Origin of the sequence: Thalassospira sp. ER-Se-21-Dark, assembly GCF_017922435.1 — a bacterium.
In the GTDB taxonomy this organism is placed as follows: Bacteria; Pseudomonadota; Alphaproteobacteria; order Rhodospirillales; family Thalassospiraceae; genus Thalassospira.
The window spans coordinates 1312924-1325342 of the sequence record NZ_VDEZ01000001.1 but is presented as its reverse complement, the minus strand read 5'-3'; the positions used below and the strand labels follow the sequence as shown (position 1 = coordinate 1325342).

Annotated in this window: 13 protein-coding genes; 4 read left to right on the top strand and 9 right to left on the bottom strand. The window is 56.4% G+C overall.

Annotated elements, in window-relative coordinates:
• The first annotated feature begins 28 nt into the window (after nt 1-28).
• A complete protein-coding gene (locus FHI25_RS06110; RefSeq protein WP_063086132.1) occupies nt 29-1069 on the top strand; it encodes a LacI family DNA-binding transcriptional regulator in 1041 nt (346 codons plus the stop codon).
• A gap of 39 nt (nt 1070-1108) precedes the next feature.
• Here the strand turns inward: FHI25_RS06110 and FHI25_RS06105 are convergent, their stop codons facing one another.
• Nucleotides 1109-1654, bottom strand: coding sequence for an MgtC/SapB family protein (locus FHI25_RS06105; RefSeq protein ID WP_008888840.1), 546 nt, complete (start codon nt 1652-1654; stop codon nt 1109-1111).
• Between the two features lie 76 nt (nt 1655-1730).
• Entirely contained in the window at nt 1731-2645 is a 915-nt protein-coding gene (locus tag FHI25_RS06100; RefSeq protein ID WP_349237968.1) for a LysR substrate-binding domain-containing protein, read from the bottom strand.
• A gap of 100 nt (nt 2646-2745) precedes the next feature.
• Here FHI25_RS06100 and FHI25_RS06095 point away from each other — a divergent pair, with 100 nt between their 5' ends.
• Nucleotides 2746-3435, top strand: a complete 690-nt coding sequence (locus tag FHI25_RS06095; RefSeq protein ID WP_210516004.1) for a LysE family transporter — start codon at nt 2746-2748, stop codon at nt 3433-3435.
• 21 nt (nt 3436-3456) lie between these two features.
• On the opposite strand, the gene FHI25_RS06090 is transcribed toward FHI25_RS06095, so the two are convergent.
• From FHI25_RS06090 to FHI25_RS06060, 7 genes are all read right to left on the bottom strand, one after another.
• Nucleotides 3457-3888 (bottom strand): DsrE family protein, encoded by a 432-nt coding sequence (locus tag FHI25_RS06090; RefSeq protein WP_210516002.1) that lies wholly within the window; start codon nt 3886-3888, stop codon nt 3457-3459.
• Nucleotides 3878-4681: a molybdopterin-synthase adenylyltransferase MoeB gene (moeB, locus tag FHI25_RS06085; RefSeq protein ID WP_210516000.1), complete on the bottom strand. Its 804-nt coding sequence runs from the start codon at nt 4679-4681 to the stop codon at nt 3878-3880. The genes FHI25_RS06090 and moeB overlap by 11 nt, the downstream gene beginning before the upstream one ends.
• A gap of 226 nt (nt 4682-4907) precedes the next feature.
• Nucleotides 4908-5858, bottom strand: coding sequence for a cysteine synthase A (cysK, locus tag FHI25_RS06080; protein WP_210515998.1), 951 nt, complete (start codon nt 5856-5858; stop codon nt 4908-4910).
• Nucleotides 5859-6061: 203 nt separating this feature from the next.
• On the bottom strand, nt 6062-6517 hold the full coding sequence (locus FHI25_RS06075; protein WP_008888834.1) for an Rrf2 family transcriptional regulator: 456 nt from the start codon (nt 6515-6517) through the stop codon (nt 6062-6064).
• Nucleotides 6518-6610: 93 nt separating this feature from the next.
• Entirely contained in the window at nt 6611-7075 is a 465-nt protein-coding gene (dut, locus tag FHI25_RS06070) for a dUTP diphosphatase (RefSeq protein WP_210515996.1), read from the bottom strand.
• 74 nt (nt 7076-7149) lie between these two features.
• Entirely contained in the window at nt 7150-8376 is a 1227-nt protein-coding gene (gene coaBC, locus FHI25_RS06065; protein WP_210515994.1) for a bifunctional phosphopantothenoylcysteine decarboxylase/phosphopantothenate--cysteine ligase CoaBC, read from the bottom strand.
• A 203-nt stretch (nt 8377-8579) separates the two neighbouring features.
• Nucleotides 8580-9842 (bottom strand): polysaccharide deacetylase family protein, encoded by a 1263-nt coding sequence (locus FHI25_RS06060; RefSeq protein ID WP_210515992.1) that lies wholly within the window; start codon nt 9840-9842, stop codon nt 8580-8582.
• A 253-nt stretch (nt 9843-10095) separates the two neighbouring features.
• On the opposite strand from FHI25_RS06060, the gene FHI25_RS06055 reads away from it, so the two are divergent.
• Both FHI25_RS06055 and FHI25_RS06050 read left to right on the top strand, forming a co-directional pair.
• Nucleotides 10096-10677 (top strand): malonic semialdehyde reductase, encoded by a 582-nt coding sequence (locus tag FHI25_RS06055; RefSeq protein WP_210515990.1) that lies wholly within the window; start codon nt 10096-10098, stop codon nt 10675-10677.
• 284 nt (nt 10678-10961) lie between these two features.
• Nucleotides 10962-12371 carry an ATP-binding protein gene (locus FHI25_RS06050; RefSeq protein ID WP_210515981.1) on the top strand — a complete coding sequence of 470 codons (1410 nt, stop codon included), beginning with the start codon at nt 10962-10964 and terminating at the stop codon, nt 12369-12371.
• Nucleotides 12372-12419: the final 48 nt, after the last annotated feature.

The following is a 12419-nucleotide window of genomic DNA, read 5'->3' as shown; positions in this document are numbered from 1 at the left end:
CCGAAATTTGAATGGAACGGACCTGTATATGCCTGCTGCTCGCCCCAATTTGCGTACGATTGCCGATCGCCTTGGTCTATCGATCACGACGGTATCACGTGCGCTTAAAGACGGGCCGGAAGTCAAACCCGACACCGTCGCCCGCGTAAAGGCAGCCGCAGCAGAAATCGGTTATCAGCCAGATGCCCGTGGTGTCATGCTTCGAACCGGCAAAACCATGCAGGTCTGTTCCATTCTGTATTCCCCCGAAGTCGGTGATTACGGCGACCCGGGCTTTCTGGCACAGGTCGAAAGCCTTACCCAGGGTCTTGAAGCCGATAATTATTCCCTGTTGGTGCTGGCCCAGACGCGCGGCGAAGATCCGCTTGATCCGGTGCGCAAGGTCCATACCCAACGCCTTGCCGATGCTGTGGTGTTTTCACGCACAACCTTGCAAGACAGTCGCGCGAAATACTGCCTGCAACATGACTTTCCATTTGTCAGCTTTGGCCGGACAGAACTTCTGACCCCGCATGCCTTTGTCGATCATGATGACGAACAGGCCGCCTATGACGCGGTGAAACGGTTGCTTGATGATGGCCACCGCAATATCGGCATGATCGACCCGCCCGAAGCCCTGACATTTTTCGGATATCGCAAACAGGGCGCGCGCCGGGCCATGGTTGATGCCGGCCTTGATCCCGACAGCCTGATCTGGATGCCGTCGGAAATTTCCGTGCGGGCTGCGCGCGAATCAACAACACGGCTTTTTGCCAATCAGCGCGATGTCACGGCTGTTGTCTGCGCAAGTCAGATGACGATGATCGGCGCGCTTGAAGCATTGATGGAACTTGGCATGGACACCATCCGCGACGGAATTGGTGTTGTCGGCTTTGGCGGCATGCCGTTTCGCATGCTTTCGAAACAAAAACTTGCCTATTACTACCAGCCGCAGCGCCATGTCGGCGAAGTTCTTGCCCGCCATCTGCATGACCTGATGAACGGCACACCGCCCGAAAACCTTCAGACGCTTCTGCCCTATCACCGCATTGACGACCTTGCCGCCTTCCGCGAGGGCGAGGATTTCTAAGTGCAACCCAGTCAGGGCGCGGATTACCCTAAATTGCCCCTAGCTCTCCTTGGCGTCCTTGGCGGCCTCTGAATTGCCGACCCAGCGCACCAGCATGAGCTCGACCGGTTTCAGCGCGACCAGGATAATAAAGGTCAAGACGGTTGCAATAATCACGATATGCCAGGCCGCAAGCGCACAGGCGATGCCAAGCGCTGCCGTCATCCAGACGGTCGCAGCAGTGGTTAGCCCCGTGACCGACATGTTTTTTGGCTCACGCAAAATAACACCGGCACCGATGAAGCCGATCCCGGTCAGAACACCTTGCAAAATCCCTTGAACCACGCGTGAAAGCGCGTCGGGGTGATCGATCAGATCCTGAAAATGGACCGCCACGACCGACACGACCGCCGCACCAAGCGACACAAGGGCAAGCGTGCGCATGCCGGTTGGCTTGCCATTCACATCACGGTTCAACCCGATCAGCATGCCGATGACTGTTGCCGCCACCAGACGCGCAATCATATCGATCACGCCAATATCGAAGTATTTTTCCGCCGTGGCGAAATAGGGAAGGTCGGTCAGCATGCGATAAACCCTTGCCATTCAAACAATCCCCAAACGCTTCGCACGCAATCAATGTTCCGAGGTGATGCACAGCCGAACAGTTCGCTGATCACAGTCAGGCTGGTGATATCGCATGCTCCATGTCAGCTGCCTTAGCCATCAACCAGTCAAAGAACAGCGCAACCCGCGGGTCACGCTTGGGCGGGTCAAGCGTGATCAGGACATAATCATAGCCCGTCGGGGCCATGCCATGCGGCGCTATCAGCCTCCCGGACGCCAGATCATCAGCCACAAGCGGCAAGGGACCAATCGCTGTACCAAGCCGGTTCACGGCTGCCTGCAGGGCGAAAAAGAAATGATCGAAATACTGCTCGCTGGCCGGGGTTGCCGTGCTGCCGCTTGAGCGTTTCCAGTTATCCCAGGCATCGGGGCGCGTTCGCGTATGAAGCCAGCGGGCGTTGGACAAATCCCTTGAAAGGATGGTTTCCCAGCATTCCGGATCGCAAACCGGCCCCGCATATTCCGGCCAAAGTCGGGTGGTGATGTAATGCTCGGAAATACCGTAATCCGCACGCCGGATGGCAACATCACAACCATCCGCCAACAAATCCACCGGCCCGCCTGCCAGCCTCAGATCAATATTCAGATCCGGGTTGGCCTCGCGAAAATCGCCAAGAAGCGGCATCAACCAACGCATCGCAAGGCTGGGCTCGCACGATACGGTCAATATCGGGGACGACTTGTCATGGCGATGGATATCCTCAATTGCCTGATCAAGCCCATCAAGCGCAACCGTTGTTGCCTTCAACAACCGCTCGCCTGCGGCCGTCAGCCAGACACGCCGATTGCGCCGAACAAACAGCTTAACGCCTAGGCGTTCCTCGATTTGTGCGACCGCGCGACTGATCGCACCGTGCGTCAGATTAAGCTCATCCGCCGCACGCGAAAAGCTTTGATGGCGGGCTGCGGTCTCAAAGGCGGGCAGGGCCGCCAAGGGCGGCAAACTGCGTTTTCTGTGAATATTACTCACAATAAATACCAGTATTTTTCGATTTTCCGGCGATCTGAACAGTTTGATACTGAATTCACTCACACATCAAATGAATTCATCATTCACAAGGGATCACATCATGCCGGAATGGACAGGCGATATCTTATCGATGGAAATCATTGCCGTTGGCATCATCACCATTCTCGCCGTGATCAGCCCCGGCCCGGACTTTGCGATGGTGACCCGAATCGCCCTTGCACGCGGGCGGCGGGCGGGCGTGCGTTGCGCCATCGGGATCGGTACTGGCGTTTCGGTGCATCTTGGCTACACGTTGATCGGGCTTGGTGTTGTTTTTGCCAGTAATATCTGGGTTTTGTCAGCTTTGCGCTACCTTGGGGCAGCTTATCTGATCTGGCTTGGCCTATCGGCGCTTTGGCCGGACATTCGACACCTGCTGGGCAGGCCGGATCACAGCAAAAGTGCTTCGAACATCACAGCTTCTGATCCGTCGGATCAAAACCAAACCAGTTCGGCACAAAACAGCGGATCGGCATTTTGGATCGGTTTCGCCTGCAATGCGCTAAACCCCAAAACAATGCTGTTTATCGTATCGCTGTTCAGTCAGGTAATTTCACCAAACACGGTTATCATTCAGGAAGTCGCGTATGGTGTTTATATCGCGGCCTGCCACATGATCTGGTTTGCACTTGTCGCAACAGCCCTGACCCTGCCATCGGTGCAGGCGCGCATTGCTGCGATCAAATCATGGATCGAACGTGGTGTTGGCATCTGCCTCGCAGGCCTGGGCGTCAAGCTTCTGGCAAGCTAGCCCGAATACCAACCTCAAAGATCAGATAAACAGCATCTCGCCATTCTGCTTGGCATCATTCAGGAACGTAACAACACCGCCGGTTTCAATCGCCAATTCTTCACGCTTTGCCTGATTTTCAAGACCAAGGGCGCGCAGGCCCATCTCGCAGATCATGAATTTGGCATTGAGGCTGGCACAAGCCGACAACAATTCTTCGAAAGTGCCGATGCCCCGCGTTGAGTAACTCAGATCAATCGATGTCGCCGTTGCCCCGTCAACCTCGGTGCGCAGATGACGCCAACCCGACGGCGCAAACAGCGCCCGACTGGCTTCCATGGTAAAGAACAGCGTCACTTCACGGCCCGATGCCAAGGCGGCCGATGCCATTACGAGGGCGTAATGAACCTTTTCATAGGTCCCGGAAAACGCCACCAGGGAAAGCTTTTTGGGCGTATCAGACTCAGTGCTCATGAATAGACAGGTCCTTGACTGTGGCGTTTTCTGAACAGGTCGGGCAGCCCGGATCGCGGGGCACCTTGATCTTGCGGAACGAGGCGGACAGGGCATCGATAATCAAAAGCTGCCCTGAAAGGCCATCACCGATGCCCATCAGCTCCTTGAGCACCTCTGTCGCCTGAATGCCGCCAACCATGCCAACGACCGAGCCCAAAACGCCGCCCTGCGCACAGGACGGAATGGCGTCTTCGGGTGGTGGCGCATGATAAATGCAGCGATAACAGGGATGCGGCGCGCCAAGATGGGCCTTGAAGGTCGAAACCTGCCCGTCAAAGCGAAGGGCGGCACCGGAAACCAGCGTCTTGCCCGCGTGGTAGCAGGCATCGTTGAGTAAAAAGCGCGTATCGAAATTATCCGACCCGTCGGCAATCACATCATAATCGGCAATCAGATCCATGACATTGCTGGCATCAAGGCGGGTGTTATGGGCATGAACGGTGACTTCGGGGTTCATATCCGCCATGGTCGCCTTGGCACTGTCGACCTTGGGCGTTCCGATATCGGTCATGCCATGCGCGATCTGACGTTGCAGGTTTGAAAGTTCGACCGTGTCGGCATCGACAATGCCAATCGTGCCGACCCCGGCAGCCGCCAGATACATCGCAAGCGGCGATCCAAGCCCCCCCGCCCCAACGATCAGAACCCGACCGCGCTTGAGCTTCATCTGCCCCGTGCCGCCAACCTCCTTAAGGACGATATGGCGGGCATAGCGTTGCACTTCATTTTCGCTGAAATCGAAATCACTCACGCGGGTGGGCTTCCTGTCAGAACGTCGGTCATCAGATCAGATGGTAATCCGTTAGGCTTTTGCATATAGCCCATGGAACAGTGGCCTCAAGCAAAGATTTCATATTTATATCGAAACGAAATGCCTTGCTTGCTCAATCAACCAAGCCAGAGCCCCGCATTCCACCAATGAAAAAGGCCCGGCACATCGTGCCGGACCCTTTGAAATCTTTGGTCTTTCAGGCTGCTTATTGCAGTCCTTCGAACAACGGGGTCGAAAGATACCGTTCGGCAAAGCTCGGTATGATCACAACAATGCGCTTGCCTTCGTTTTCCGGCAGCTGGCCAAGCTCGATCCCGGCCGCAACCGCTGCACCGGACGAAATGCCGGTTGGAAGGCCTTCGATGCTGGCAAGCTTGCGGGCGGTGGCAAAGGCGGTCTCGTTGCCGATGGTCATGACCTTGTCGATGACATCGATATTGAGGTTGCCCGGAATGAAGCCCGCACCAATGCCCTGAATTTTATGCGGGCCGGGCGCACCACCGGAAATGACCGGGCTGTCTTCGGGTTCGACGGCAACGATCTGGATGTTCGGGTTATGCTTTTTAAGCACTTCACCCACCCTGGTCAGGGTCCCGCCAGTCCCAACACCGGCAACAAAGATATCTACCTTGCCGGCAGTATCCTTGATGATTTCCTCGGCCGTGGTGTTGCGGTGGATTTCCGGGTTGGCCGGGTTGTCAAACTGCTGAAGCATGACGGCACCGTCAATTTCCGAAACCAGTTCCTCGGCACGGGCAACCGCGCCCTTCATGCCCTTGGCCGCCGGGGTCAGATCAATCTGCGCGCCCAGAAGCATCAGCATTTTACGACGCTCCAGCGACATGCTTTCGGGCATGGTCAGGATCAGCTTGTAACCCTTCGCTGCGGCAACAAAGGCCAGTGCAATACCGGTATTGCCAGACGTCGGCTCCACCAGGGTCGCACCCGGCTTGATCTTGCCCGATTTCTCGGCATTTTCGATCATCGCCAAACCAATACGGTCCTTGACCGAGGCCAGCGGGTTAAAGAATTCAAGCTTGCCGATCAGATCGGCTTTGACACCTTCGGCCTCTGCCAGTCGCGAAAGGCGCACCAGCGGGGTTGCGCCAATGGTGTCGATGATGCTGTCGTAAATCTTGCCGCGAAACTCAGTCATGTTTTCCTCGCACGTTTCTGTATTTTTGCCATCAAGCACATCTTTGATCTGTATTTATCTCGCTATTTATCCGGGTCAAACGGATTGAAAGATTTTTTACAGATCCTGTGCCGGGCAACGTTCCATAAACTTGTAGTTTTACCTTCAATAGCAGCAGTTTCTTGTGCAATGACGATACACCAAACCGCTACACCCCGATAAGATCAAATGATGAAATCCGGGGACTCTTCAATCCCGCTGCGCAGGCCCGCATCACGTGCCCGGTTGCACAGGTCTTCGACCGTGATTTTTTCAAGCTGCTTCATCATTTCGTCCTGCAATTCCCGCCACAGCGGACGGACGACTTCCTTGCCCAGTGGCGATCCTGCCGGATCCTCGATCGGGTCATCGGATGTTTCCATCGACCGGATCACCGACACGATATCGGCAAGCGTGATGCGACGGCGTTCACGCGCCAGCCGATATCCCCCGCGTGGGCCACGCACGCCGACCAGAATGTCGGCACGCACCAACTGTTGCAACGTCTGTTCAAGGTAACGTTTCGGAATGCCCTGACGCGCGGTGATATCCCGGCTCTGAACCGGCTCACCCGCCGCGTTATAGGCAATGTCCACGACCGCCTCGATCGCAAACAGCATCTTCTTAGAAAGCTTCAGCATCTTTTCACTCAACTCCCCTTGCGGTTCAGCCATCCCCCCAGACGGCATAACCAGATAGCGTCAAACCGGATCGACCAGCATGCTTTCCCTGTCCTAACGGGCCGGGCTGGCTGTTCCGGTCGAACCGAAACCACCCGCACCGCGCGCGGTTTCATTCAAGTCTTCTACGGCGTTCCACTGCACTTGCGTCACCGGTGCGACAACCAGCTGGGCAATGCGCATGCCGCGCTCGATTTCAAAGGCCTCGTCACCATGATTGATCAGGATGACTTTGATCTCGCCGCGATAATCGGCATCAATCGTGCCGGGGCTGTTAAGGACCGTGACCCCGTTTTTCGCCGCCAGGCCTGACCGCGGACGCACCTGTGCCTCAAACCTGGCGGGCAGGGCGATGGCGATACCGGTTTCGACCATGGCACGTTTGCCCGGTGCCAGAACCAGCGTCCCGTCAATCGCGGCCTGCAAATCAACCGCGGCTGACTGCGCGGTTGCGTATTCCGGTAACGGCAAATCCGCCCCATGCGGAAGCTGTTTTAAATCAACGCTTAAAAGCGACATCGTCTATCCTTGTCTTGTCCCGGCAGGATCATCTGCCGGTCTAATCGTTCTGTCTGCCTTCCGGGATACGCCCGTCAGGAAAAATGTTTGATAATGCGCGCGCTCAATGCACGGGCAACCCCGGTCTTGCTTTGGCGTTCCCACCGTTCATCACTGGTTTCGTCTTCGCCTGAAATCAGGCAAATCTCGTTATCATCACCGCCAAAGGTCCCGGTCGAAGGCGCCACATCATTGGCCAAAATCCAGTCGCACCCCTTGCGCAAGCGTTTGGCGCGTGCATGGGCGGTGACATTTTCGGTTTCGGCGGCAAATCCAATCACAAGACCCGGCCGCGTAGCTCCGGCCTTGCTGATGGTCGCCAGAATGTCCGGATTTTCCGAAAGCTTCAGGTTCGGGATCACCCCCGATCCATCTTTCTTAAGCTTTTGACCGGCTTCATCAGCCGTGCGCCAATCGGCCACCGCCGCGGCACAAACGGCAATATCAGCGGGAAGGGCGGCCTGTACGGCACCCAGCATCTCGCGTGCGGTTTCGATGCGCACGACCTTGACCCCAACCGGGTCGGGCAGGGTCACCGGACCCGTCACCAGCGTCACATCTGCACCGGCCTGTGCCAGCGCCTCGGCAATCGCATGACCCTGCTTGCCCGAAGACCGGTTGGCGATGTAACGCACCGGATCAATCGGCTCGTGGGTCGGGCCGCTGGTGACCACCGCCTTTTTACCGGCAAGGGGTTTGGGCGCGTCTTGTGCATCAAGGAAATCAACAACACTTGCGATGATCTCGGCCGGTTCGGCCAAACGGCCCGATCCAAATTCACCACACGCCAAGTCACCAGATGACGGGCCGACGCGCAATACGCCGCGGCCTTCAAGGGTGGCGATATTGGCTTGCGTTGCCGGATGGTTCCACATCTCGACATTCATCGCGGGGGCAATCATTACCGGCTTGTTGGTCGCAAGTAACGCAGTTGTCGCCAGATCACCGGCCTGTCCGGTCGCCATCTTGGCCAGAATATCGGCACTTGCCGGGGCGACCAGAACAAGATCCGCCTCACGCGACAGGCGGATATGACCCATTTCCGCTTCATCGGTCAGGGAAAACAGATCCTGATAGACCTTGTTTTCGGTCAGTGCCGCAACCGAAAGCGGTGTCACGAACTCGGCCCCGCCCTTGGTCAGGATGGCGCGGATATGGATCCCGCGATCACGCAACCGACGGATCACTTCAAGCACCTTATAGGCGGCAATGCCGCCCGAGATGATCAGAAGGACACTCTTTCGATTTAAGTCACTTGGCACTGTGATTACCAATTAATTACGGTTAAGAAGTGTGGTTAACCTACATTGTCCCCTAATCGCGCGCAAGAACCCAATCAAGAACAGGATGAAAGCGGCACGATTGTTTGAAAAACGCCATGCCCGATATCTGGACATGGCGTTGATTTTATTTGGATTTCCGATCCCGACGCTGAATATCGGGTTTTGCGCCATCAAGCCGGTGCTTATGGAACGGTATAAAGCATCCCGAACCAGCGCCAGCGTGAATCTGGCCCCATGGCGGTGCAATTGATCCGCCAGCGCCCGCTTGAAACCGGACCATCGAGGCGGATTTCAACCCGCTCTTCGCCAAGGCGCGACATGGTCGGCTCCCCTTCGGACGGGTAACAGTTCATCGACGGGGCCGGTTCTGCCAGCGTAAAGCCAAAGGCCGGCGGATTGCGGGTCAGGGTGTAATCAGCCGGTGTGATGTCGCTGACCACAAGCGGTAGCGAATTCGCCGCCAGATTAAACCGATCCATCGCGCCATAATGTTCGTTCAGGGCATAGCGTGGCAGATACATGAAATCGGATTCGGTATGCATCGCACCGCTTTGCTGGCCAAATGCCGCACGATAACCGGCTTCCTTGACCGCGGCGATCACCGCGTCATTGGCCTCCCCATAGGGATAAGCAAAGATTTCCGGCACATAGCCGAGTTCTTCCTCAAACCGGGCGGCAGAATTGGCAAGCTCTGCCTTGACGCGATCAATTTCGAAATCAGGCAAATGGGCGTGATTCTGGCTGTGACCACCAATCGTTACACCCGCCTTGGACAATTCGCGCACCATGTCCCAGGTCATGTAGTTGGCATAGCCCGAATCAAGTTGTTCGGTGGAAACAAACACGGTGAAGGGCAGGTTGTGTTCGCGAAATACCGGCCAGGCCTCCTCGTAAACTGACCGATAGGCATCATCGACCGTAATGCCGATGGTGCGATCCGGAAGCCCCTTGCCATCGGCAAGCGCGCTCACGATCTGCGGAACGCCCATCACGGTATAGGGGCCACTGGTCAGTTCTTTGACGTGCTGGTCGAACTGTTCCATCGTGATGTTGGTCGAAGGATATTCGCCCTCGCCAAAGCGATGATACATAAACACCACGGCCGACGTCGCGTCTCCGCTTGGCGTAACCATTTCCTGATCCGCATTTTGCGGCGCATCGGACTGGGTCGCGTCCTGTGCTGTTGCCTCGGTCGTCGGGACTTCTGGTGTTTCCGGGGTTTCGGCACCATCCGCACCCGTTACCGCAGGCGCCGCCGTCGTCGCCTCAACCGTTTCATCGGTTGCAGGTGCGCTATCCGACGCGATCTGGGCAAAGCCCGCCGTAGCACCAAAAGTAAGCCCAACCGCGAAGGAGACACCAACAATAAGGCCGTGCATCCTGCGCGGCGGTTTCACCGGCATCACTGCCGAAATTGCGCTGTGCCCTTTGGTCTCAACTGCCATATCTGTTTCCAGTATCTTGCGATCCACCCACGCTGGGGCGCAACTCATTCGCGCCCTCGGATCTCCCCCCAGTAGAAAACCCGGCTCCTGCCCCACGCAATGCGTTTTGCAGGATCATTTTGACTTCGAAAATACCAGTGAACCGATTGTTTTTCCACAGTTCATATCAGCTCTTGCCAATTCTCCGCCACATTACAAATCTAATGGTAACCATATCGAACTTTTGGCACCCACTTCTGATTGACGAGGATGCATGCTTAATTCTGATGGACTTGACCTTCTTTTTCACAATGGCCGCACCCACAATGTCTGGCACGACAAACCGGTTGACCCGGCACTTCTCAAAAAGGCCTGGGACCTGACCGTACTGGGACCGACAAGTGCCAATTGCGAACCGATGCGCATTACCTTTGTCACCACCGACGAGGCCCGTGCACGCCTTAAACCCTGCCTGGCAGAGGGCAATATCGAAAAAACCATGACGGCACCGGTGACCGCGATCATCGCCCATGACATAGAATTTTACGAAAAGCTGCCCGACCTGTTCCCGCATACTGATGCCCGGTCGTGGTTTGCCGGCAAGGAAGAGGTCATCAAAACCACCGCATTTCGCAATGGCACGCTGCAGGCAGGCTATTTCATCCTCGCCCTTCGGGCTGTTGGCCTCGATTGTGGCGGGATGTCGGGCTTTGATAACGCCAAGGTCGATGCCGAATTCTTTGCTGGCACCCCGTATAAAAGCAATTTCCTGCTCAATATCGGCTATGGCGATGGCAGCAAGCTGTTTGAACGCCAGCCACGTCTGAGCTTCGATCAGGGTGCTGAAATCATCTGATCAGGCTTCTGATCACACCAAGCATGAACCTGACCGGCGGGCGTTAAAACACCCGCCCGCCAGTTGGCGCAAACCGATACGCTTCCCACATGAGCATCTTGCCCAAAGGCGTTGGGCAGAGGACGGCATCACCACGTACCCGACAGATATTTTCAATCACTTCAGTGCTTAGAAAACTGTCATCAAAGTTTTATTTGATCTTTACTGGCCCATAACCATTTTAGGTCCACTTTTGATCACACGCGTGGTAAACCGCCGTCACCCCGTTTAAACAGGAGCGTTAATTGGGTTTCCGCCAATTGATACTTACGGCTTTGGCCGTTGCCTTTCCGGCAGGTGTTGTCTTTGGCGTCCTTGCGGCGATGGAGCAGCTTGGCTGGGGCACAGCGATCCTGTCTGCGACCGCCGCCTGGCTCGGGGCTGCGGCGATTTTGCGCATCTATTTTGGTGATCTGCGCCGGGTGGCACGCTATGCGACCGATCTGCGCGACCGCTATAAAGGCACCCCGCCGCAACATATCAGCTTTGCCGCCGCGTCCGAGCTATCATCGCTCTATACCCAGATTGCCGCAGCATTTCGTGATCGGATCGCGCTGCTTGAAGCGCAAACCAGCACCGATGCCGAAATCCTTGATCACCTGCCAAACCCGGTGGTGATGGTCAATCGCCATCGCGTGGTCACCGGGTTTAACCGAGCGGCCAAGGGCCTGTTTCACAACCTTGAAACTGGCCGTGATCTGACGCGTTTTATCCGCGACCCGATCCTGCTGGATGCCTTTGATGACGTCGCAAGCGCGCGCGAAACCATGAAGCATGCTGAATTCGTGCTGGCGGCTGATGCACACCGTCACTTTGACGTCCTGACCGCGCGCCTGCCTGCTGCTGCGGGCGACCGGAACTTCGTTCTGACATTCTCCGATCTGACCGAGCTTCGCAAACTCGAACAGATGCGCGCTGACTTCGCGACCGATGCCGGGCACGAACTGCGTACCCCGCTTTCGGTGCTGCTGGGCTTTATCGAAACACTTGAAGGCCCCGCCAAGGACGATCCCGATGCGCTCAACCAGTTCCTGCCGGTGATGCGCGATCAGGCCCAGCGTATGCAGCATCTGATCGAAGACCTTCTGTCGCTTGCCCGCATCGAGCTTAATGAACATACCCCGCCGTCCGAAGACTGCGATGTCGGCAAGATCATTGGCAAGGTCGCCAAAAGCCTCGCCCTGAAGGCCGAAGCAAAGGGCATGAACATCCGTGTCACCAGCACGCTTGATGACACCGAAATGGTTGGCGAGGAAAAGGAACTGACCCAGGTCTTTGTCAATCTGGTCGAAAACGCCATCAAATACGGCCACGCCAATACCGATGTCGAAGTTTCGATCAGTCTGGCCAAAACCCCGCCGGGTGCACTGGCGCGTTTCCGTCATGACCGCATCATGGCCGTTGCCATCCGCGATCATTCCGATGGCATCGCCCGTGAACACCTGCCGCGCCTGACGGAACGTTTCTATCGCGTTGATACTGCACGCTCCCGCGCGGTTGGCGGCACCGGACTTGGCCTTGCCATCGTCAAACATCTGGTGCAACGCCACCGCGGCACCATGCAGATCGAAAGTGAACAGGGTGTCGGCTCGGTCTTTACGGTCTATCTCCCGGCCAAAACCGGCGACAATGTCCGGAAATTGCATTCCGCCTAAGCGTCTGGAAGACACGCAAAAACAAAAAGGCCAGCAACATCGTGCTGG